Below are 23,930 nucleotides of genomic sequence, written 5' to 3'. Positions count from 1 at the left end.
TTTTATTCCCCTCTTGTATAAACTCTTTCTGGAATTTTATTTAAATCTTTTCCCTGCGATTTCATAAGTGAAACATATTGACGATAATTTGCTACTGCTTTTTCTTTTTTACCTTCTTCCCAATAAGCATCTGCTAGGTTTAAATATGCCACAACACGGTCTGGGAATTTTTTTAAAATATTATTAAGAATTAGTATTGCCTCATGGTTAATATGAGATTCTTGTAAGTAGTAGGCTATATTATTATAATTATTTATTGTACTTATACTTATTGGAAATTTTTCTAAAAGTTCAATAATTTCTTCTGTATTTAATAAACTCGTACACTGGTAGTTTTTATTGTTAGTTGAAACTATTTCAAGTGCCTGCTTTAATGTTAATTTTCGAATGAAATTTGAAAGGTTGTTTTCTGTAAAGCTATTTAAACTATTAATTGAGACGTTTATTCCATTCTTTGGTAGATAAGTATAATAAATTTTACAAATATTGTTTTGTTCAACGTACGTATTTTTCGAAAACTCGATTTTATCTATTTTAATTTGATTATAAAAATCAAAATAGAATTTGTAATTAATAATATTATGAGGATTATTGTCCTCAAATGTTTTTTTTACAACTAATAAGTTATTTTCAAAATATATATATTCTGATTTTGGTGTAATTTTTTGTTCCTTAAAATTAATATTAAAATCTTTTTGATCGAATGAAAAATCAATATTTGAAGATTGTTTGTTGGCAAATTCTTTTACTATCTTCAATGTCTTAATATCTATCTTAACAGTCTCATCAGATTTATTGATTATTTGATCTTGTGAAAAAATTTTGGTTTCTAAAAAATTGAAGATTATTAAATTATTATCTTGTGATAAACTTAAAAATTTATTTAGATGAGAATTTTTAGTAGAAGAAATATCTAGAAAACCTATTTCTGATATTTTTTCTTTTACTAAAAAAATATTGTAACCCCAAATTCCGTTTTCATCGCCTTCTTCAATAAATAGTAAACCTAAATTTTTATTCTTATAATAATAAGGAACTGATGTTAACGAGTTGTTTTGAGATTTTCCAATTATCTTATCATTGAAGACAATCTCGTTATAGAAACCATTATTAGTATTGCTAGAAGATATTCTAATAATTTTTCCGTCGATATTATATTCATAACTATAATTCTTCCCATTTAAAATGAAATCTTTTCTGATCTCTTTAACAGGTGTAAAAATTAAAGGTAGTGTGATTTCTGAATTAGGGTATTCAGAACTGTGTTCTTTTTGAATTTCTTTACCTTCTTTACAGTTATGTAAGGTAAATGTAAAAAATATTAATAATACTATTGCTTTCATATATTATCAGTGCTTCTATTAACTTTATTATATTTTTCTTGTAATGATCTATCGGGTGTAACCAATGAAATATAATATAATGGATTACATCTATATTTATAATGATCTCCTCTTTGTGGTAATTGTTTACTCGAAAATTCAATATGCAAATGTGGACCATGAGTCGCTTCAGCTATTCCAGTAACTCCTGATATAGCAATTACATCTCCCGGCTCAACATCTTTTTTTGTAAATTCATAGCTGCTTAAATGGGCATAAAGAATATATCTATTTTCTCCAGAATCATATGCGTCTCCTTTTGTTTGCTCTCTATCATATTTTAAAGTATAATTTTTTTTATTTTTTTCTAAATCATCTTTATCAACTTTTAGAACAATTGTTTTTCCATATCCAGGTATATTATCACTATACACAATTTTTCCCTTTAAACAAGCATATATTTTTGTTCGCTTATTAATTGCAAATATGTCTAATCCTGTATGTGGCCTACCTCTATGCCCTCCAAAAGAACTAAAATCTGGATCATAAGAACCATTAAAGTTGTGTACAGTAATTTGAGGATTATCTACAGGATCGTGCCAAGAGGAATTACTTTTTGATATTTGATTTTTAGCTTTTAATGGACAATCAGAAGCTTTTTCAGTTAGCATATCATATGCAGCCTTGACATAATCAAATCTAATATTTTTTTTATTTTGATCTTCCCCACTATTAATAATATTTGTGATTGTTAGAACATCTTTTTCTTGAACTCCTGAATTTGCTTTTTGGTTTAAATTGTTTGCGTCCCAAAAATATATTGCTGATAGTACAATGTATTCTGGCTCAAATACTAAATCCGGATTTTTAATGAAGTCTACATCTGGAAGTGAGAGTTTTTGTCTATTTTTATTATACCATTCTTGGAATTTTGTATAATTATTTCTACCTGTTAGCTGGATTAAGCCACGACCTCTATACTTATAGCCATCTTCTTCCGGATCATTTAATTTATTTAAAGGGCATTCATTGTTGCCTAAATCAAATCTTTTTGGATTTCTTGCATATGCATAATTTGCTATTTTTATTTCTATTTCTTTTGTAATCTCAGATTTATTTTTCTTATAACCTAATTCATTAGCATATTTTTTACCTTCTAGCGTCCTAAAGTTTTTTAAATTGCTAATAAGAGAGCCAACAGAGTGTACAAAATCTTCTTTATAACTCCAAAATTTTGTTTCTTTTGCTACTTGTCCTAAGAAATTAGCTCTTCTATAACAATTTTTATTAATTTCGAAATCACTCATATATTTATTTAAATAACTTATATATGCGGGTATCCTTTTATCATATGGAGTTTGATTTAAAATAGAGCCATGTCCTGTTACTTTCATAAACTTATCAAGATCATTTACTGTTAGGAGAATTTGGCAGGATTTGCATTCTTCTTTATTATTTTCTTGTTTTTTCTCTTGTTTCTTCACCCCAACCGTACTTTTACCAGTCTTCATTTTTGTTAAAGGTGCATCATCTCTTAAATTTAAGACAGAAGAATTTACAGTTTCTGATGTGTATTTAATTTCTATATAATACTGTTGCCCAGACAGATCGCCTCCTACTTTATACATTTCCTCATCAATCTTAATTTGATGAAGAGAAACATCACTGGTGATGAGTACAAATTTTTCATATACGGGATCATCAAAAGCACTGTCATCTTCAAAAAGTGTAAGTTTTATAGTTTTACCTTTCATGCCCTCAGATCGTATTTTTGCATAAAACGGAACATTTAATTGTAAATCTTTGAGGGGCTGCTGTCCCAGCGTTACAAAATGTGCACTCAAAATTTTCCCTTTCGGATCCGGAGCTTTTGTTTTTGCCTTTGCAGTGATAGGCGCTTTGAAAGCATCTTTTTTAGGCTTTTCAGGTGATGGAGTAGACCTTTTATTAGGCTCTTTTGGTTTGGGCGGAAATTTTTCAGGATATTGTAATTCAAGCGCTCGTTGAATGGGATTATCATAGTTTGGATTTTGAATATTCACATTTTTACTTTCACCCACCATTTTACCGTAATAATCTACCGTTACGTAATATTCGTGATTTTTTCCTTCGTTTTTATCGCCTTTCGCCACTTGCATATCCGCAATTCTTGCAGCTTGGGTATACAAAGCCATATTGAAACGTACTTCAGCCACTCCGTCTACCACATCTTTACGAAGTGGGATGGGATTGATCTTATTCATTTCATTGATTTTATTATGTCCGCTTCCTACCGCATCATCTTCCCAGAGGGTAAACAATACGGTTTCACCTTCCATTTCATCACAATACGCTTTTGCAATAATGGTGTCTGTATAATTTAATGGTTTTGAGATCTTATGATAATTCCGGTCAAAAAGCTCAACCTTTTTTACTTTTGGCTTTCCTGCTCTCTTTGTTTTAATGTGAAGCTCACCTTTGTCATTTCCTCTTGTTACCACGATTTTGATGCCTTCTCTTACCAGACTTTTCTGATTAAAATTGTAAGAAACAGTATCGCCAGTTTTTGCGTTTTGAGTTGTCTTTCTCCATTTTCTTTTTTCCAGCACATAAATTTCCCAATGTGCAGGTTGGGTAGAAATTGGGGAAAGAGGATTTGCAATCGTTTGATCTAAACCCACAGGAAAAATACTGTAAAATATGTCTTTTCCTATTTCCGGATTTGTTTCTCCTGATATAATTAAATTTGCCATTTTACTAGTATTTTATGAATAAAAATCTTCACCATCCAACTGGTCATTAAACTTCCTCAAATCCACTGTCGGGTTAATGTATTGATGTACTTTCGCATCAGCATTTTTAAAATTCTGTTTGCTGAGCTGTGCGCGTTGCCCGTGATCCAGGATTTTTATTTTTCCACCAATGGAACATTGAAGTTCTGAGATTTCGGTCAGAAAAGCATTTCCCAAAACTTTGGTGTCAGGATAAAATTTCTTCCATTTTCCTGCGGGAGCAAAGGTGCAGGGTTGATTATTTTGCAGCGAACAGTTTCCAAAGGGAACCGCAGGCGGATTAAACTGAAGATCATTTTCGGTAACAGCAAGATAATCATCAGAATTATCTTCGTTATTGATGTAATGCTTTTTATGGCTGCTCACTTTAAATTGCGGAAACTTTGTTCCTTTATCGCAAAACGCCTTTCCTTTCTGGATGATGAAAAGTTTGCCCTCATGCTCACCCGCATCTTTCTCTTTCGTTTCTTTTTCTTCTTTGGACTCTGTATTCTGCTCAGCATTTGGAGATGAATCACCAGAAGATTTTTCTGTATCATTATTTTCGGCTTTGTTTTCTTGAGCTTTAGCTTCTTCAGTTTTTTTCCTTCTTTCTGCGATAACGGCATTCATTTTTTCCACTTCATGCGGTTCTGGAATGGTGAGAATCATGCCTTCTTTGATCTCATTTCCGATCCCTCGTTCGATGGGGCCTTTGAAGTTGTGGAATTCTTTAAGCGAATAGGCGCTCGGTAAGCCTAATTTTTGAGAAAGGGACAGCAGAGTATCACCTTTTTGAACTTTATATTCTTTCATGATTGTGTTTTTTTGTGTTTTATCAAATGTATAAAATTATTTTAAATTGAGTTTAATTTTTGTAGTTTCCTTTACATTATAGAAATATGAATCGATAATAATATCAGCCTGTTGCAGGAGTTTATGTTGTTTAGACAGATGAAAGTTTCCGGTAATTTTAGATTCCAGCAATTCATCTTCGTCGTGTTCTGCATTGCTAATCGGCAGATGATTCAGAATTTCCTGCTGACTTCGATCATCGATACATTCTGCATTGAGCGTGACGGAAATATCCTCCGCGATCGTGATGAGGTGTTGATTTTTATACAAAATTCTTTCAGACATATATCTGCTGTTGCTTTCATTTTTTCCTGAAGTGTATTTTTTGAAATAAGGATAAAAATAGGTTTGCAAAAACAAATCCTGCTGATAAGCTTTTATAAGCTCATTTTTTACTTCAATGGTTCTACGGACTTCTTCAATATACGCGATCGAATTTTCATCCTTATAAGTTTTCAGTAAATCGTGTTGAGTCGTTTTCCATCTTTTCAAAATTTCATGATAATTTTTTATGTCATGAATTTTTCTGTTAAGATCAATTTCCAGTCCTGCCGGATATAAACATGCAGAACATTTCAATGCCAGTTCATAAGCTTTCATTTCTGCTTTTTCACTGTTTACCGTAAGTAGTTTTTTTTGATACAGAAAAGTAATATGTTGCTCTTCTTTCTCCAAATACTTCAGCCGCACGTCAAATTCACTTGTATTTTGAAGAATATCATCCAAAAAATCCTGAATGATGAATTGAATTTTTTCATCCATCTCATTAAAAATCGGAAGCAGAATTCCGTTTTCAATTAGATTGTTTGCCCGGTTTGTCCTTTCTTCTAAAACTTGCTTTTTTCTAAGAATATAATGTTCAATTTCTTTTTGGTCGGGTATGAAAATTTCCTGTCCGACAAATAGAGTAGGACCTAAATGGTTGGAATCATCAGGCGTATGAAGGTAATGATGATCTTTTAAAATATTAATATCCGGGATATGATACATTTCGGCAATTTGTTCCAATGTTTCACCTTTTTTCACAATATGGGTTTGTAAAAATATATTCATGATGCTGAAAATTTACAATGAAATGATATTGAGAAAAGTGAAAAGTTGCTGATCCGATTGTCGCAAAAAGAATTTCTTTTGGAAAGTGGTATTTTTCATTATTTGGTGTTTTATATTTTCAAAAATAGAAAATTAAAATCAGATAATATGATTTTTGGTAATAAAAAGTTTAGGTAGGAATTGATTTAAATTAAAAGTAAGCGTTAAGGCTGGAAGATGGAGGAGGGAAGAATCAAAACATTCAAATTTGAATTTTCATTTTCATCTTCATAGTATTAGAAAACAAGACTAAAATAATTCTTTATTTTCTTTTTAACGCTATCGATCGCTAAAGCTTTATCTATCATTTTAAATATTTTCGATCGCAATGGCGTTTTACTCAGCATATGATAGCAATAATTAACTATAAAAATTCAAAGCCTTCAACTTTGAGCACAAAGCCCACAAAGTTTTATGATCAAGAGATGTTTTTAAGTTTCACAAGGCCGTTCCACTTATAAAAGATAAAAAATTCTCCCCCAAGTTTTGAGATTGAACCTAATTAACCAAGTTTCAATCGAATTTTAAACCAACAAAAAAGCACAACATAAATGCTGTGCTTTTGATTTTTATCTTGAAGATTGATTTTTACAATCCGAAAACTCCTGCAAATAAATCCGGGGCAACTCCTAAAACAATAACTGATGCGATGATGCAAACTGCAACGATATTGTAAGTCAGTGTTACTTTTTCTGAAGATTTGAACGTGCTTTCTTTGAAGAAGAACATAGAAATAATCAGTCTTAAATAGTAGGCAATAGAAAGAGCAGAACCCAAAACTGCTACGATTACCAAGAATACTCCGTGGTTAGAATTCATTGCCTGAGAGAATAAAGCAAATTTCCCCATGAAACCAGCCGTTAACGGAATTCCTGCCATTGAAAGCATAGAAATTGCCGCTACTGTTGCCAATAAAGGTTCTGTTTTTGCCAATCCTTTGAAAGCTCCGAAAGAAGTTTCTCTTTTTAGCTTTTCAACATAAATCAGACACATAAAAACTCCTACTGTTGATAATGCGTACGCAAATAAATAGAACGCCAAATTATAAGTAGAAAGGCTTGTCATTCCGAAGAACACCAAACCGATGTATCCCGCGTGAGAAACTGAAGAGTAGGCCAACATTCTTTTTGCATTCGTCTGAGCAAGGCCCATAACGTTTGCCAAAAGCAAAGTGATAATTAAGAATACTCCGAAAACATTGATCCATTCTTCTGTAACACCACCGAAACCAATGGTCATTAATCTGAATAGTGCGAAAAATCCTGAGATCTTTACAACACTCGCCATGAAAGCGGTGATTAATGAAGGTGCTCCGAAATAAACATCAGGGCTCCACATGTGGAAAGGTGCTAATGCTACTTTGAATGCCAATGCACAAAGAATCAATAAAACTCCTAAGATGAACATCACGTCTTTTGGATTTGAAACTCCGAAATCCTGGATTTTATATAAATCGAAACTTCCAACACTTCCGTAGATAAATGCGATACCGAACAGTAAGAAACCTGTCGCGAAGGCACCCATTAAGAAATATTTGATTGAAGCTTCGTTTGATCTTAGATCTGTTTTGTTAGCTCCGGCCATTACATATAAAGGAATAGAAAGGATCTCAACTCCTAAGAATAGCGTTACTAAGTTTTGGTATCCGAAAAGGATAATTCCACCACATAATGCGAAAAGCATTAATGCGTATAATTCTGACTGGTGACTTCTGTGGTTGCTGAACGCAAAACCTCCCAAAAAGAATAATAATAATGTCGTTACGATTGATATTTTAGTGAATAACGCAGTATTGGCTGTGTAGTCATACATGTGTTTGTACTGTCCGAAGAAAGCACATTCTGGCATGAAACTTACCCATAATGCGATGATTAATCCCAAAATCCCAATGTATCTTGCGAATTTCCCTTGTTCAAAAACTCCTGAAAATAACGCAACAACTGCCGTTAGGAAAACAATAATTAAAACACTCATAATTTATATTTGAGATTTTGAGTTTAAAGTTTAAGGTTTAAAGTCTGATGTAAAAATTTTACCTCCAAGCTCTATTTCTCTTGTCTTTTAACCTTTTTTAATCTCCTAATTTTTTAATTTTTAAATCTTTTAATTTTTTAATTGGCCATTGCCGTGTAGATAAACTTCAACGAACTATTCACCATTTCGATTATCGGTTGTGGGAAAATACCAAATACAATCACAAAAACCGCTAAACTTGCCAATACAGAGAATTCTACTGCAGATAAATCTTTTACTGTGCTCAACACGGCGTCGTCACCTTGTCCGAACATTGCTTTTCCGTAGAATCTCAATAAGTATACAGCACAAAGAATTACCGTAAGACCAGCGATTACCGCTGCCAATCCGTTAAAATCATATACTGCTTTCAACAGGATAAATTCTCCGATGAATCCATTAGTCAACGGAACTCCCATTGAACCTAATAAAATGATCAAAAACAGCACTGCAAACTTAGGAGCAACTTTCGCCAAACCTCCCATTTGTCTGATGTCTCTTGATTTAAATCTCTTGTATAAAATATCACAACAGTAGAATAGACCTGCCACGTTGATACCGTGAGCGAAAGTCTGTACCAAAGCACCTTCAGCACCTTCGATGTTGAAAGTTCCCCTTAACGTAACTACCGCAGAAGCGAAGATACCTGCAACCATTAATCCAACGTGAGAGAAAGAAGAATACGCAATGATTCTCTTCATATCTGTCTGGATGATCGCGATCAATGCTCCGTGAACAATTCCTACAATAGCAAGTATAATTACAATCTGCCCTGAAATTCCTGCAATCGGAAGGGGAGTGATTGGTAATAAATAACGCATAACTCCGTACACCGCCATTTTAAGCATGATACCTGATAAAAGCATCGATCCCTGAGTTGGTGAATAAGTATACGTATCCGGCTGCCAAGTATGAAAAGGGAATACTGGTAATTTCACCGCAAAAGCAAAGAAAATAAACCAGAATACCACAGTTTGTTGTGTTTCGTTTAATTGAGCATTATATAAATCTGTCAGTGCAAAAGATGCAGAGTGATTGTATACATAGATCAATCCCGCTAACATAAATAATGACCCAACGAATGTATATACGAAGAATTTCGTAGTGAATTCCATTCTTTTATTTTCCTGACCCCAAAGTCCGGCAATAAACCAAATCGGAATCAACGTTACTTCCCAGAAAATGTAGAACAACAATCCGTCAAGCGACGTGAAAACTCCTACAAGCCCGAATTGCATCAGCAAAATCAATCCGTAGAATGTATTTCTGTAGCTTACATTTTCATTAAAAGAAGATAAAATAATGATTGGCGCTAAAATATTTGTCAACAATAAAAGAAGCAAGCTCATCCCATCGATACCGAAGTGAAGCGTACTTTTAATAAATTGTGACCAAGGATAGGTAATCTCATACTGTAAAGAACTATCTACAGTCGGTCCAAAATTGAAATCCGAAGCAATATAGAACGTTACAAGCATTTGAACCAATGCAATTCCCAGTGCCAAATATTTGCTGGATTTATCTTTCCATGCAAAAACTAATCCCGAACCTACTAGAGGTAATAGTAATAATGTTAATAATAAACCAGACATTATTGTAATATAAAGTTAACAATCAGTATAATTCCCACAGCCAAAGACATGATTAGAATGTAGTTTTCTACATTTCCGTTCTGGATACGCTTCATCGCTTTTCCGCTGTCTTCAGCACCTTCACCTACGAAGTCTACAAAACGATCAAGAATACCTTTATCAAACATCTTTCCTCCGCGTCCTAATCCTTCAACAGTTTTTACAATTAATGCATTGTAAAGTTCGTCAATATATAGTTTTTTAGCAGACAGTTTCTCCCATCCTGTGTACTGCTCTTCCGGTAACGCTTGTTTTTTCTTATTTACATAAGTATTTTTAACAATGAACCATACGCAGAAGAACATTAGAACTGTTGCTCCTAAAAGTATCATTTCAGTACCAAACGGAACTCCCGAAAGAGTAGCCTCCATTTGTTTAAAGCTTTCCTCAGTAAGAACCGGCTTCAACCATTCCATTAATTTTGCATAATGACCGTGACCGATGAAGTGAGGAAGGTTAATTAAACCACCCAATACAGAAAGAATAGCCAATACGATCAATGGTAATGTCATATTTGTCGGGCTTTCGTGTAAGTGGTGTTTTTGATCTTCAGTACCTCTGAACTCTCCGTGGAAAGTCAAATAATATAATCTGAACATATATGTTGCAGTAATAGCTGCTAAAATGAATAAGATTACCCAGTAAATAGGGTTTTTAGCAAAAGCTGCTACTAAAATTTCGTCTTTAGAAATCATCCCTGAAAGTAAAGGGAATCCTGAAATAGCCAATGTTCCGATAAGGAAAGTAGCGTGAGTGATTGGGATGTATTTTTTCAAACCTCCCATGAAACGCATATCCTGTTCGTTGCTCATGGCGTGGATTACAGAACCTGCTCCTAAGAACAATAATGCCTTGAAGAAAGCGTGCGTCATTACGTGGAACATCGCTGTTGTATAAGCTCCCAAACCTAAAGCGATGAACATAAATCCAAGTTGTGAAACTGTAGAGTAGGCCAATACTTTTTTGATGTCGTTCTGACGTAATGCGTAGAATCCTGCTAAAGCAGCCGTTAAGAATCCGATGAATAAAATTCCTCCCTGAACTGTAGGTGCTAAAGTAAATAAGAAGTTTGATCTTACTACTAAATAGATACCCGCAGTTACCATCGTTGCCGCGTGAATTAACGCAGAAACAGGAGTTGGCCCAGCCATCGCATCCGGAAGCCATGTATATAGAGGAACCTGAGCCGATTTACCGGTAGCACCAATAAATAAACTTGCCGTAATAAAGATAATTACGCTTCCGTCTAATTCAAATTTTCCAGCGTTTTCTGCTACGGTAAGATAATCAACAGCGTTTGTTTGTCCAGCGATCATGAAGATACCGATTAGCAACGCAAGGTCACCAATTCTGTTCATAATGAAAGCTTTTCTTGCTGCTTTACCATATTCTTCGTTTGTGTACCAGAATCCGATTAGTAAATAAGAACACAATCCTACACCTTCCCATCCGATGAATAGGATCAGGTAGTTGCTTCCCATTACCAATAATAACATTGAGAAGATAAATAAATTTAAATAAGTGAAAAACTTATAGAAACCTTTATCGTGACTCATATATCCGATAGAGTACAGGTGAATTAAAGAACCGATACCTGTGATGATCATTACCATCATTAATGATAACTGATCAATCTGGAATCCGAAATTGATCTGAACTCCGTTTACTCTAAACCATTCAAAAGCTTTTACGATCACGGGTTGGCTTTCTGAATTGAAACCCAAGAAAATACTTACTGCGATGCAGAAAGATGCAAAAACCATTGCCGTAGCCAAACTACCCACAACAATTTTTGGAAGATTTTTCCCGAAAAGACCGTTAATAAGAAACCCTAAAAGTGGTAAAAGTACTATTGCATATACTAAATTCTCCATTCTTATCCTCTTAATTTATTAAATATACTTACATCTACAGAACGGGTATTTCTATATAGCATAGCAATAATTGCCAAACCAACTGCTACTTCCGCAGCAGCAACCACCATAATGAAGAAAACTAAAAGTTGTCCGTCTCCGTTACCTTTGTAGGCAGAAAATGCAGCCAATAAAAGGTTAGTAGAATTTAGCATAAGCTCAACACAACCCAAAATAACAATAGCATTTTTTCTCAACAATACGCCCAACACTCCCAAACAGAATAATACTGAAGAAAGAATGATGAAATAATTCAGAGGGATGCTTTGTATAAATGTATTTACTTCTCCCATAATTTTATAGATCTTTTTTACCGATTAATACCGCACCTACAATACCTGCCAAAATAAGGATGGATGCAAGCTCAAACGGCAAAACATATTCATTAAACAAAAGTCTGCCCAGATTTTTCGTTAAACCAACACCTTTGTCTACATTTTCAACAACGATATGGTTCTGCTGAACACCTCTGAATACGCCTAAAATTCCAATTAATAAAAGACCAGCTGTAAAAACTCCGACAAACTTTAAAGTATTGCCCTTCTTACTTTCGTCTTCTTTATTAAGGTTAAGCATCATCAGGATATAAAGGAATAATACCATGATCGCTCCGGCGTATACAATAATCTGGATAATCGCAAGGAATTGTGCATTCAGAAGGATGTACATACCCGCAATAGAAAACATCGTAACAATTAATGACAAAATAGCATATAAAGGATTTCTAGCAAACACGAAATAAACCGCACTCGCCACTGCTAAAAACGCCACCAAGAAAAATAAAAACTGATCCATTATTTTACCGCATTTTTTTGTTTCTCGGATTGTCTTTCAGTGATATCAATCCTTTGATTTATTTTTTCAACCAATTTATCTTTTCCATAGATGAAAGAACCTCTGTTGGTTTCCACGTCTACCAATCTGTCTGTAAGATAGATCGCAGATTTCGGACAAGCTTCTTCACACATACCGCAGAAAATACATCTTAGCATATTGATTTCATATACTGATGCGTATTTTTCTTCTCTGTAAAGATCTTTTTCTTCCTTAGTTCTTTCAGCAGCAGTCATTGTAATTGCTTCTGCAGGGCACGCCACTGCACAAAGTCCGCAAGCCGTACATCTTTCTCTGCCTTCCTCGTCTCTTTTCAAAACGTGCTGACCTCTCCAGATATCTGCTCTCGGTTTCTGTACTTCCGGATACGAATATACTGCGGGAGCACCTTTCAATACGGTTCTTACAGCATGCTTAAATGTAATCCCCATTCCTGTAAAAATCGCAGGTAAGTAGATTTTTTCAGCAAGGGTCATTTCTTTATTAGAAACAACTTTTGATCTGTTCGTAAGTTTCATTTATTGTAATTTTTTAGGCTGAACTTCTATTCAGCATTTAAAAATATATTCTTATCTCTTAGTTTGCAAACGCTAAAATTACAGCACCTGTAATTAATAAGTTTACCAATGCCATTGGAATTAACGTTTTCCAACCTAAGTGCATTAATTGGTCATATCTAAATCTTGGAAGCGTCCATCTGATCCACATGAAGATCAAAATTCCGATCACTGTTTTAGCTAAGAATGCTACGATACTCAAGATTCCTGCAGTGTTTTCACCCCAGTTTTGAGTTACCCATTCAATTCCCGGATAGTTGTACCCTCCGAAGAAAAGAACCACCATGAAAGCATTAGAGATAAACATATTCACGTATTCACCGAACATATATAAACCTAATTTCATTGATGAGTATTCTGTAGAATATCCTGTTACCAATTCAGATTCACACTCAGGTAAATCGAAAGGGTGTCTGTTTGTTTCTGCTAAAGCTGCTACAAAGAAAACAAGGAAAGCAATCGGCTGGTAGAAAATGTTCCAGTTAAGACCCGAAACCCACGGAATGAATCCCCAAAGTTTTCCTGTTGTCTGGCTTTCTGTGATTTCTTTTAAATCTAAACTTCCCGTCATCATAATGATAGAAAGTAAAGCCAATCCCATTGCCAATTCGTAAGAAATCATCTGAGAAGAAGCACGGATGGCACCTAATAATGAATATTTGTTGTTCGAAGCCCAACCTCCGATCATGATTCCGTAAACACCAATTGAAGCCATTCCGATGATGAAAAGTACACCAACATCGATGTTAGCCACCTGTAAGTCATAAGAAGTACCTGCAATATTTAAACTTTTACCCCAAGGAATAACCGCTCCCGTGATTAATGAAATAAACATTACCAAAGCCGGCCCCAATACGAAAAGGAATTTTTCGGCATTGGCAGGTGTAAAATCTTCTTTAAAGAAAAACTTTCCACCGTCAGCAAGAGGTTGTAGCAATCCGAAAGGTCCTGCTCTGTTGGGACCAATTCTATCCTGCATGATAGAGGCAACTTTTCTTTCTGCCCAAGTAGAGTAGGCTGCAATCGTTAACGAAAGCAAGAAAAGCGCTAGTACAAGTATAAGTTTAAATGTAAGTAAATCCATTTTTTTTATTGTTTGAAGATGGAAGCTGGGTGCTGGAAGTTTTGCAATTCTTCGCACAGCTTATCATCATATAATCAAATTTTATCTTTTTAAATCTAAATGTTTGAATTTGAAAGATGTTTTTGTTTTTAACAGTTAAAAAACTTCCATCATCCAGCATCAAACTTCCAGCTTTTTATTTTTCGTCTTTTTCACTGATTTCCTTCGCCATCGGATTGTCTAAAACTCTTAGTTCATCCTTTGGTTTTTCGTAGTGGTTCAATGAAATAACCGAATGTCTGTCGATGTGTCTAGGACCTTCAATGTTCCAGTCTGAAAGAGATTTTCTTTCGAAACGACAAGTATCGCAGATGAATTCTTCAACTTCACCCCACTGATCTTTTCTTGCAGTTACTCTTGAAATTTCGTCACCTTTCATCCAAACCGTAGCTTTTCCTGAACATTTATCACACTTACAAGTAGCATTCATTGGCTTTGTGAACCAAACTCTGCTTGCAAAACGAGAAGTTCTGTCTGTTAATGCTCCAACCGGACAAACGTCGATTACATTTCCGATGAAGTCGTTATCTAAAGCTTTATTTAAATAGGTAGAAATTTCAGCGTGATCTCCTCTGAACAAAATTCCGTGCTCTCTTTCTCCAGTTAACTGGTTGGCAGCGAGTACGCATCTTGCACAAAGAATACAACGGTTCATGTTCAATTTAATGTGAGGACCAAGATCGTCTGCTTCGTACGTATTTCTTTCAAATTCTGTTCTTGTCTGAAGATTTCCGTGCTCATAACCCAAATCCTGAAGGTGACATTCACCAGCCTGATCACAAACAGGGCAATCAAGAGGGTGGTTTACCAATAAGAACTCGGTTACCGCTTTTCTACCTTCCTGAGCTTTTTCAGAAGTAAGATTTTTTACTTCCATACCATCCATCACATTGGTTCTGCAGCTTGCAACCAATTTTGGCATAGGACGAGGATCTGCTTCCGATCCTTTAGAAACTTCCACAAGGCAAGTTCTGCATCTTCCTCCACTGGTTTCCAATTTGCTGTAGTAGCACATTGCAGGAGGTACAGATTTTCCACCGATTTGTCTTGCAGCTTCCAAAATAGAAGTTCCAGGCATAACTTCGGTAGTCTGTCCGTCTATAGTTATTTTGAATTTTTTAACCTCTTCGCTCATATTCTATGCTTTTCGCTTATGCCTTAGCAGTTAAGCTCTATTTTAATTATACTTTTTTGTATTAAATGTATATCCAATTCCGAAATTGAATTCTCCAAAAACGAAATCCTGTGCAGCTTTATCGGGCTTATTATTAAGGGTTGTCTTAATATCCGGCATATTGATGTATCCGAATTTACCTTCCGCCTGCAATACAATATGTCTCAATACCACAACACTTAGAGCTGTTCTGATATCTGCTCCGAAACCTGCCAAGTGGAATCTGTCACTTCTTTCATTTCCCATTAGTTTTACATTAGATTTCGGTACCAAAGCTCCGATACCTGCTCCATAGCTCCAAAAAACATCAATATTCTTTTTATCATAAATATTCATGTATTTCTGAGCACCGATATTTACATAATTAAGACCGTCTGTATGTTCAAATGTTAATAATTTGCCATCCGTAAGATCTACTCTTCCGTTGTTTACCAGCGATGCATATTCAGGATTGTTGATATATCCTTTAAAATCAACGGTCTGGTTTTGATCCATCACATATTTCATGTGATCCATCCCTAAAGTAATCCCTAAATTATCCTTAATAAAATAAGTTACTCTGTAGTTTACCTGAGGAACCGTCACTTTTCCGGGGTTGAAATATAAATTCCATCTGAATGCCGATTGTCTGTCGTGAGCCACTACATTATTCAACTGAAAATCATATCCATCACCCTTAAAACGGATGTCTGAATTTGAATACATTGAATTATTCCATCCCCAAAATGCCAATACTGAACCTTTTTTAAAAGGATTTACTTCCTTTTTGTAGGTAGGTTCTGTAATTTCATTTGTGCTTCTATCTATTAAAGTATCTTTTTTTGCCTGAGCAAAAACAAGATTCGACATCATTAAGCCGACAACCAATAATTTATTCATCTAATTAAGCGTTTTTTTCAACCGCAGGGATTGGATCTGCATAATTGCCCAATCCGTAATTTTGTGTCTGAGACAACTCAGGGTTTTTAATATGCCATTCAAACTCATCTCTGAAGTGACGAATAGCCGCTGCAACAGGCCAAGCCGCTGCATCACCCAATGGACAGATCGTATTTCCTTCGATTTTTCTCTGGATATCCCAAAGTAGATCGATATCTTCCATTTTTCCTTCTCCTTTCTCGATTTTTTTCAAAATCTTGTACATCCATCCCGTTCCTTCACGGCAAGGAGTACATTGTCCGCAACTTTCGTGATTATAGAATCTTGCCAACGTCATCGTATGTTCTACGACACATTGGTCTTCATCTAATACGATGAAACCTCCTGAACCCATCATTGTTCCGGTAGCAAAGCCACCATCTGCTAATGATTCGTAGTTCATATATCTTGGTTCTCCGTTTACGGTTTTTAATAATAAATTAGCAGGAACAATTGGAACTGAGCTTCCTCCAGGGATACAAGCTTTCAGTTTTTTTCCGTCTTTAATACCGCCGCAATATTCTTCAGAGTAAATGAATTCTTCAACCGTAATAGTCATGTCGATTTCGTAAACTCCTGGTTTGTTGATGTTTCCACAAGCAGAAATCAATTTCGTACCTGTAGATCTTCCAACACCGATTTTAGCGTATTCAGCTCCTGTAATATCAATGATTGGAACGATTGCCGCGATAGATTCAACGTTATTTACTACCGTTGGTCTTTCCCAAAGTCCTTTTACAGCTGGGAATGGCGGTTTTAGTCTCGGATTTCCTCTTTTACCTTCAAGAGATTCAAGCAATGCAGTTTCTTCACCACAAATATATGCCCCACCACCTCTTTGAACGTAGATTTCTAAATCGAAGCCTGTTCCTAAAATATTTTTACCTAAAAATCCTGCTGCTTTAGCTTCTTCAATCGCTTCTTCCAAAATATCAGGAATCCAAGAATATTCTCCACGGATATAAATATAAGAAACGTTTGAGCCTAAACAGTAAGATGAAATTAGCATTCCTTCAATTAATAAATGAGGAAGAAATTCCATCAGATATCTGTCTTTGAAAGTTCCCGGTTCAGATTCATCGGCATTTACCACCAAGTGTCTTGGCACTCCTTCCGGTTTTGCCAAAAAGCTCCATTTCATCCCAGTTGGGAATCCTGCTCCACCACGTCCACGAAGTCCTGAAGCTTTTACTTCTTCAAGAATTTCGTCCGGTGTCATTTTCAAGGCTTTTTCAGCTGCTGTGTAACCTCCCTGTTTACGGTACGTTTCAAAGTAGCGGATACCTTCTATATGTGCGTCTTTAAGTAAAAGTTTTTTACTCATTTTTTATTATGCTTTTAGCATTTAGCTTCTTGCTTTTGGCATTTAGCTTCTTGCTATTTTTGTTTAAATTTATTTTAGCCCAAATCAACCTGTCCTTCTCTGCAAAGCTCAAGGATTTCGTCAACTTTTTCTATCGTTAAATTTTCATGAAAGAATTTTCCTAACTGCATCATTGGAGCATATCCACAAGCACCCAAACATTCAGCAGGCTTTAATGTGAACATTCCGTCTTCCGTAGTCTGTCCGTCCTTAATGTTCAGTTTTGTTCTGATATGATCCAGGATTTTCTCGCTTCCGCAAACCATACAAGGCCCTGTTCTGCAAACTTCCAAAACATATTTACCAACCGGTTTCATGTTGAACATGGTATAAAAAGTAGCTACTTCATATACTTCAATTGGCTTAATACTCAATAATTCAGCAACATAATCCATCACAGGAACGTCTAACCATCCTCCGAATTCTTTCTGTGCTATATGTAGAACAGGAAGAAGAGCAGATTTCTGTCTACCTTCAGGATATCTTGCGATAATTTTGTGTACCTGTGCTAAACTTTCCGGTTTAAAAGCTATTGTTTCGCTCATTTTTTATCTAAGATTAAAGAACATAGAAAAAAGAGAAAAGACTCTGAGATTCGTGTTCTAAATTCAATTTTATATTGGGTAATGAAAGTCTGTTATCTTTCATCTATTATCTAAATTCTAATTATGCGTCTAATTCTCCCGCAATAATATTCATACTACACATGGTAACGATCGCATCTGAAATTACAGAACCTGTAATCATCTCTGGATACGCTTGGTAGTAGATAAAACATGGTCTTCTGAAGTGCAGTCTGTAAGGACTTCTTCCACCATCACTCACTAAATAGAACCCTAATTCTCCGTTTCCACCTTCTACAGCGTGGTAAACTTCACCTTTAGGCACATCTGTTTCTCCCATTACGATTTTGAAATGGTAAATCAAAGCTTCCATTTTTTGATAAACATCTGCCTTTTCAGGAAGATAGAAATCAGGTACATCCGCGTGGAATGATCCTTCAGGAAGATTTTCGTATGCTTGTTTGATGATTTTAATTGATTCCCAGATTTCCTGTTGACGAACCATGAAACGGTCGTAAGTGTCACCAGAAGTTCCTACTGGAATTATGAAGTCGAAATCTTCATAAGAAGAATAAGGTTGTGCAACTCTTACGTCGTAATCTACACCTGTTGCACGTAAGTTTGGACCTGTGAAACCGTAGCTTAATGCTCTTTCAGCAGAAATTGCTCCTGCTCCGATGGTTCTGTCCATGAAAATTCTGTTTCTTTCTAATAAAGTACAGAATTCTTTGAATCTTGGTGGGAAAGTTTTAAGGAAATCCTTTAATAACTCATGGAATTTCGGTGTGAAATCTCTTTCAAAACCTCCGATTCTTCCCATATTGGTCGTCATTCTCGCTCCGCAGATCTGCTCGTACATATCATAAATACGTTCTCTTTCGATGAACATGTATGTAAGACCAGTAATTGCTCCGGAGTCCATCCCGGTTACACCATTACAGATAAGGTGGTCACCGATTCTTGCTAATTCCATTAAAATAACACGCATATAATCTACACGCTTTGGAACTTTAACTCCGATTAGCTTCTCAACTGTCATGTGCCAACCTAAATTGTTGATTGGTGCAGAACAGTAATTCATACGATCGGTAAGGGTAGTGATCTGAGAGTAGTTTCTTCTTTCTGAAATTTTCTCAAATGCTCTGTGGATGTATCCAACTGTTTGCTCGGCGTGAAGGATTCTTTCCCCGTCCATCGTTAAGATATTCTGGAAAATCCCGTGCGTTGCAGGGTGGGTTGGTCCTAAATTGAGGGTGTATAATTGACCGTCAATCTGCTCCTTACTGTCGTACTGGTTTAGTATATTAGATAATGAGTTATCTTTCATAATTTAAATGCTTTAGGCGATAGGCTTTAGGCTTTAAGCTATTGCTTACTGCTTACTGCTTATTGCATTATTTTTTATCTTCCGAACATGCTATCGTTCTTGTCGGTTCTGGTTCCATCTTCCAAACGATATTCCTTCAACATGGGGTGGTATCCAAGATCTTCCATATTTAAAATAGCTCTAAGATCTGGGTGCCCTTTAAATTTAATTCCGTAGAAATCAAAAGTTTCTCTTTCCATCCAGTTAGCTCCTGCATATAGTTCCACTAAAGAATCTACTTCTATATTTTCTCTGGACATAAAGATCTTCAGTCGCAATCTGAAATTAGACATCATATTATGTAAATGATAAACAACGCCTATTTCTTTTTCTGGAAACTCAGGGTAATGGATTCCACAAATATCTGTAAGGAAGTTAAATTCTAATGATGAATCTTTAAGATAGTGAATGATCTTCTTAATATCTTCTTTCTTTACCTCGATTGTCAGCATTCCATATGGTTCTGAACTTTCGATTACAGATTCCGGAAATTCTCTTGTGATTGCTTCTAATACAAATTCGTTTGTCATTTCCGTTAGTTGCTTATGTTGTAAGAATCTAATAATTTCTGATATTCAGGAAGATCTCTTCTTCTGATGCTTTCGCTTTCAGCAAGAGCCTGAACCTGCATTACTCCTTCAATAATTTGTTCCGGTCTTGGAGGACATCCAGGAACGTAAACGTCTACAGGAATAATTTTATCGATACCTTGTAATACAGAATACGTATCAAAAATACCACCGCTGGAAGCACAAGCTCCAACTGCAACCACCCATTTCGGCTCTGCCATCTGAGTGTAAACTTCTTTTAGGACAGGTCCTAATTTCTTTGATATAGTTCCGCAAACCATCAGCATATCTGCCTGTCTTGGTGAGAAAGAGTTTCTTTCCATACCAAATCTTGAAGCATCATACGTTGGGTTTAGGGTAGCCATAAACTCGATACCACAACAAGAGGTTGCAAAAGGTAAAGGCCAAAGTGAAAACTTTCTAGCCATCCCGATTACACTGCTCAGTTTCGTTGCGAAAAACCCTTCTCCTTCAAATCCTTCCGGAGCAGGTGCATCTGTTCTTATTACTGGTTTGTTATCTGACATAATTTCTTCTTCTTAAATAGTTTTATTTATCCCAATCTAAAGCGCCACGTTTCCAGACATAGAAAAATGCCATGAAGAAAATCGCCACGAAGGTAAGTACTGCCAAGAATCCTTCCATTCCGAATTCTCTGAAATTTACAGCGTATGGGTAAAAAAATACGATTTCAATATCGAATAATACGAATAACACCGCTGTCAAAAAGTATTTGATGGAAAACGGCGTTCTTGCATTTCCTTCTACCGGGACACCACATTCCCAGCTTTGGTTTTTTACAGAATTTCCTTTTTTCTGTTTAGGGCCTAAAAAATGCGCTCCAAGCAAAGAAACTGCTACGAATGCTACCGCAACACCTGCTTGTATTAGGATTGGAATATAACTTTCAGGTAAATTCATTTTTGCATTATTATCTCAATTTGCAAATTTAGCGAATAAACAAGAAAGCATGAAATTTATCAGCTTAAAAGTGGCTTGAAAATGGGTGAAATCGGTAATTTAGAATTGATAAAAATAAGATTCTATTTCTTCATTTTTTTTAGCAAAGAGAACGCCATAAATGAAATATATCCAAAAAGAATACTTGCATAAATAATATTAATCGCAGTATTGGTTCTGTCGTCATCCGATTGTAAAAAGAAATTGTAAATAATAAATCCGGCAATTAAAATTCCAAAAATAATAAGATGTGGCTTCATGATGAATTGGGAGGGGTTTGGGAGTACTAGGGTTTTAGAGTAGTAGAGTTTTGGGGTGAGTTAAATTGGTAAGATTACTCATTACCAATTACTCATTACCGACCTCTAAGGAGTAAGTTCTTCTTCTCTTATGGTTTACCGGATTGTAATCCTGCCAAAGCACCTGAACACTTTTATTTTCTTCCAGTTCAGGATTGGTTTCTGCAAACTGAATTCCCATGCTTGTAAATCGTACAAAAATCTCCTTGAAAATAATAGCCGTTACGCCACGTCTCTGATATTCAGGATGAATTCCGATAAGGTAAAAGTTGGCGCGGTCATTTTTCTTACTTGCCTGTAAAAAATGCCACCAACCAAACGGAAACAATTTTCCTTTTGATTTTTGTAAAGCTTTTGAATAAGAAGGCATCGTGATCGCGAAGGAAACCAGCTCATTATTCTCATCTACCACGCAGATTACGTAGTTTTTATCGATAAATGGGAAGTACTTTTCCTTGTATGTTTTTATTTGTTCTTCAGAAATCGGAGTGTAAGTTGAAAGATGTTTGTAGGTTTCATCCAGTAATTTAAACATAGGTTCTACAAACGGTAAGATTTCTTCTTTCGTTTTAAAATGAAGAACTTTAAGCTTATATTTCTGAGCAATTAATCCACTGAATTTTTCTACTTTTTCGGGTAAAACTTTAGGGAAGTTCATTTCAAATTCTACCCATTCTTTTTCTTTGGTTAAGCCAAGATCTTCAAGATGTTTTTGATAATATTCATGATTATAAATCCCGATCATCGTGGCCAGCTTGTCAAATCCCATTGTCAGCATTCCTGCTTTGTCGAGATTGGTAAAGCCCATTGGACCTTCTATTTTATCGATATTATGCTCTTTAGCATAATCAATTGCCTTTTGGATTAATGCTTTTGAAACTTCTTTGTCATCAATAAAATCGATCCAGCCAAAACGAACCTTTTTTATACCTAATTCTTTTTCCTCCTTGCGGTTAATAATCACCGCAATTCTTCCCACTACTTTATTATCTTTCTTGGCAATGAATTGTTTAGATTGAGAATAGTTTAAAGCCGGGTTTTCTTTGGCATCCCAAATTTTAAATTCATCCTTTATAAAAGAAGGAACATAATAGGGATTGTTTTTGTATAAATCCATTGGGAATTGTACAAACTGCTTTAGATCATTAGGCGTTTTTACTTCAATAACTGAGACTGTAGACATAAGTTCAAAAGGGTAATTAATCAACAAATATAAATAATAAAATCGTAATACTTTGGCATAGTTTTTACATCTTAAAGCTTGAAAATATACAATAAAGTTAGTTAAAAATGATAGGTTATTACATAATTATCGGAATTTCGATGCTTGTAAGCTGGTGGGTTTCATCTAGATTGAAGTCGAAATTTGAGTATTATTCCAATATGCATCTTAGGAACGGGCTTTCTGGTAAAGAGGTGGCGGAAAAGATGTTAAGAGATAACGGAATTAATGATGTTCAGGTAATTTCGGTTCCCGGACAGTTGACAGACCATTACAATCCATCAGATAAAACAGTGAATCTTTCAGAGGCCGTTTATATGCAGAGAAATGCTGCTGCGGCGGCAGTTGCGGCTCACGAATGTGGTCATGCGGTTCAGCATGCGGTAGGATACTCGATGTTGCAATTGAGATCAAAGCTGGTTCCTGTAGTTCAAATTAGCTCCAATTTGATGCAATTTGTTCTTATTGGAGGAATTATGATCATGGCTGCAACCAGAAGTATAGATAATCCGAACGGAAATACACTAGTTTTAGCAATCGGTGTTATTATGTTCGCATTTACTACACTGTTTGCATTCGTCACACTTCCAGTAGAATATGATGCGAGTAACAGAGCTATGAAGTGGTTGAAAGATACAGGAACAGTAACTGCAGAAGAATATGTAGGAGTTCAGGACAGTTTGAAATGGGCAGCCAGAACGTATGTTGTTGCGGCAATCGGTTCACTGGCACAGCTTCTTTACTGGGCATCTTTATTGATGGGTGGAAGAAGAGATTAATCTTTAAATTCAAAAGAAACATACTGCATCTCGGACAATTTGTCTGAGATGTTTTCTTTTTGTGCCAACTTTAAGGAAGCGGTTAGAATACAATTTTCATCCGCATCAAAATCTAATACTTTTGCATCAAACTTTGAAAGCAGGGTGAAAATGATATTTTGTTGATTAAAATTAAACTGAATTTCGATTTGTGTTTCCAGTTCTTTGGTGATGATATTGGCTTCTTCCAATGTAATTTTAGCACACTCTTTATAAGCCTTTACCAAACCTGAAACACCTAATTTTGTTCCTCCATAATACCGAACAGAAATCACAAGAACATTCGTGATCTCATGAGCCAATAGTTGATTGTAAATTGGTAAACCTGCACTTCCGGAAGGTTCACCGTCATCATTAGCGCGATAGTTTTCCCCATTTAAACCCATTCTGAATGCATAACAATGATGTGTTGCTTTCGGATGTTCAGCTCTGATTTTTTCTAAGGCGGTTTTTAGTTCCTCTTCATTATTTACAGGAAAGGCAAATCCAAGAAATTTGCTTCCTTTTTCTTTTAATAAAGTATTTTCTATGGGTTTTTCTATGGTTTTGTATTCGAACAGCATTGTTTATATGTATGCTTCGACAAAA

At 35.4% G+C, this 23,930-nt stretch carries 23 protein-coding genes; 1 reads left to right on the top strand and 22 read right to left on the bottom strand.

Annotated elements, in window-relative coordinates:
• Positions 1-2: 2 nt before the first annotated feature.
• From ABEG63_RS16045 to ABEG63_RS15945, 21 genes are all read right to left on the bottom strand, one after another.
• On the bottom strand, positions 3-1,343 hold the full coding sequence (locus tag ABEG63_RS16045) for a tetratricopeptide repeat protein (protein ID WP_346586184.1): 1,341 nt from the start codon (positions 1,341-1,343) through the stop codon (positions 3-5).
• Positions 1,340-4,054 carry a hypothetical protein gene (locus ABEG63_RS16040; RefSeq protein ID WP_346586183.1) on the bottom strand — a complete coding sequence of 905 codons (2,715 nt, stop codon included), beginning with the start codon at positions 4,052-4,054 and terminating at the stop codon, positions 1,340-1,342. Before ABEG63_RS16040 ends, ABEG63_RS16045 begins: the two co-directional genes overlap by 4 nt.
• Before the next feature lie 12 nt (positions 4,055-4,066).
• The gene (locus ABEG63_RS16035) at positions 4,067-4,888 is read right to left on the bottom strand and encodes a PAAR-like protein (protein ID WP_346586182.1); all 822 of its coding nucleotides are present in this window, start codon (positions 4,886-4,888) and stop codon (positions 4,067-4,069) included.
• A gap of 36 nt (positions 4,889-4,924) precedes the next feature.
• Positions 4,925-5,980, bottom strand: a complete 1,056-nt coding sequence (locus tag ABEG63_RS16030) for a LysM peptidoglycan-binding domain-containing protein (RefSeq protein ID WP_346586181.1) — start codon at positions 5,978-5,980, stop codon at positions 4,925-4,927.
• 627 nt (positions 5,981-6,607) lie between these two features.
• Positions 6,608-7,993 (bottom strand): NADH-quinone oxidoreductase subunit N, encoded by a 1,386-nt coding sequence (locus tag ABEG63_RS16025; protein WP_312391243.1) that lies wholly within the window; start codon positions 7,991-7,993, stop codon positions 6,608-6,610.
• A 137-nt stretch (positions 7,994-8,130) separates the two neighbouring features.
• Entirely contained in the window at positions 8,131-9,624 is a 1,494-nt protein-coding gene (locus ABEG63_RS16020) for an NADH-quinone oxidoreductase subunit M (RefSeq protein WP_346586179.1), read from the bottom strand.
• On the bottom strand, positions 9,624-11,537 hold the full coding sequence (gene nuoL, locus ABEG63_RS16015; RefSeq protein ID WP_346586177.1) for an NADH-quinone oxidoreductase subunit L: 1,914 nt from the start codon (positions 11,535-11,537) through the stop codon (positions 9,624-9,626). The genes ABEG63_RS16020 and nuoL overlap by 1 nt, the downstream gene beginning before the upstream one ends.
• 2 nt (positions 11,538-11,539) lie before the next feature.
• Positions 11,540-11,869: an NADH-quinone oxidoreductase subunit NuoK gene (gene nuoK, locus ABEG63_RS16010; RefSeq protein WP_055982308.1), complete on the bottom strand. Its 330-nt coding sequence runs from the start codon at positions 11,867-11,869 to the stop codon at positions 11,540-11,542.
• 4 nt (positions 11,870-11,873) lie between these two features.
• Entirely contained in the window at positions 11,874-12,371 is a 498-nt protein-coding gene (locus tag ABEG63_RS16005) for an NADH-quinone oxidoreductase subunit J (RefSeq protein WP_267404220.1), read from the bottom strand.
• Positions 12,371-12,928 carry an NADH-quinone oxidoreductase subunit I gene (locus ABEG63_RS16000; RefSeq protein ID WP_312391229.1) on the bottom strand — a complete coding sequence of 186 codons (558 nt, stop codon included), beginning with the start codon at positions 12,926-12,928 and terminating at the stop codon, positions 12,371-12,373. Before ABEG63_RS16000 ends, ABEG63_RS16005 begins: the two co-directional genes overlap by 1 nt.
• Positions 12,929-12,986: 58 nt before the next feature.
• The gene (gene nuoH, locus ABEG63_RS15995; RefSeq protein WP_267404216.1) at positions 12,987-14,051 is read right to left on the bottom strand and encodes an NADH-quinone oxidoreductase subunit NuoH; all 1,065 of its coding nucleotides are present in this window, start codon (positions 14,049-14,051) and stop codon (positions 12,987-12,989) included.
• Positions 14,052-14,226: 175 nt separating this feature from the next.
• A complete protein-coding gene (locus ABEG63_RS15990; RefSeq protein ID WP_346586174.1) occupies positions 14,227-15,225 on the bottom strand; it encodes a 2Fe-2S iron-sulfur cluster-binding protein in 999 nt (332 codons plus the stop codon).
• 42 nt (positions 15,226-15,267) lie between these two features.
• Complete coding sequence (locus ABEG63_RS15985) at positions 15,268-16,143, bottom strand: hypothetical protein (RefSeq protein WP_346586172.1); 876 nt, start codon at positions 16,141-16,143, stop codon at positions 15,268-15,270.
• A 4-nt stretch (positions 16,144-16,147) separates the two neighbouring features.
• Positions 16,148-17,506 (bottom strand): NADH-quinone oxidoreductase subunit NuoF, encoded by a 1,359-nt coding sequence (nuoF, locus tag ABEG63_RS15980; RefSeq protein ID WP_346586171.1) that lies wholly within the window; start codon positions 17,504-17,506, stop codon positions 16,148-16,150.
• Positions 17,507-17,580: 74 nt separating this feature from the next.
• Positions 17,581-18,090, bottom strand: a complete 510-nt coding sequence (locus ABEG63_RS15975) for an NAD(P)H-dependent oxidoreductase subunit E (protein ID WP_346586170.1) — start codon at positions 18,088-18,090, stop codon at positions 17,581-17,583.
• A 121-nt stretch (positions 18,091-18,211) separates the two neighbouring features.
• Positions 18,212-19,435 carry an NADH-quinone oxidoreductase subunit D gene (locus tag ABEG63_RS15970; RefSeq protein ID WP_346586169.1) on the bottom strand — a complete coding sequence of 408 codons (1,224 nt, stop codon included), beginning with the start codon at positions 19,433-19,435 and terminating at the stop codon, positions 18,212-18,214.
• 74 nt (positions 19,436-19,509) lie between these two features.
• Entirely contained in the window at positions 19,510-20,004 is a 495-nt protein-coding gene (locus ABEG63_RS15965; RefSeq protein WP_346586167.1) for an NADH-quinone oxidoreductase subunit C, read from the bottom strand.
• A 5-nt stretch (positions 20,005-20,009) separates the two neighbouring features.
• On the bottom strand, positions 20,010-20,570 hold the full coding sequence (locus ABEG63_RS15960; RefSeq protein ID WP_267404201.1) for an NADH-quinone oxidoreductase subunit B: 561 nt from the start codon (positions 20,568-20,570) through the stop codon (positions 20,010-20,012).
• 22 nt (positions 20,571-20,592) lie between these two features.
• On the bottom strand, positions 20,593-20,964 hold the full coding sequence (locus ABEG63_RS15955) for an NADH-quinone oxidoreductase subunit A (protein ID WP_040996932.1): 372 nt from the start codon (positions 20,962-20,964) through the stop codon (positions 20,593-20,595).
• A 122-nt stretch (positions 20,965-21,086) separates the two neighbouring features.
• On the bottom strand, positions 21,087-21,263 hold the full coding sequence (locus ABEG63_RS15950; protein WP_267404196.1) for a hypothetical protein: 177 nt from the start codon (positions 21,261-21,263) through the stop codon (positions 21,087-21,089).
• An 88-nt stretch (positions 21,264-21,351) separates the two neighbouring features.
• Positions 21,352-22,485: a GNAT family N-acetyltransferase gene (locus tag ABEG63_RS15945; protein ID WP_346586166.1), complete on the bottom strand. Its 1,134-nt coding sequence runs from the start codon at positions 22,483-22,485 to the stop codon at positions 21,352-21,354.
• Positions 22,486-22,592: 107 nt separating this feature from the next.
• Between ABEG63_RS15945 and ABEG63_RS15940 the strand changes: the two genes are divergently transcribed.
• Positions 22,593-23,303, top strand: coding sequence for a zinc metallopeptidase (locus ABEG63_RS15940; RefSeq protein WP_267404194.1), 711 nt, complete (start codon positions 22,593-22,595; stop codon positions 23,301-23,303).
• Here the strand turns inward: ABEG63_RS15940 and ABEG63_RS15935 are convergent.
• On the bottom strand, positions 23,300-23,905 hold the full coding sequence (locus tag ABEG63_RS15935; protein WP_267404193.1) for a YigZ family protein: 606 nt from the start codon (positions 23,903-23,905) through the stop codon (positions 23,300-23,302). The genes ABEG63_RS15940 and ABEG63_RS15935 overlap by 4 nt on opposite strands.
• Positions 23,906-23,930: the final 25 nt, after the last annotated feature.

The organism is Chryseobacterium sp. C39-AII1 (assembly GCF_039672645.1).
GTDB lineage: Bacteria > Bacteroidota > Bacteroidia > Flavobacteriales > Weeksellaceae > Chryseobacterium.
This window is presented reverse-complemented; position numbering and strand designations above follow the sequence as displayed.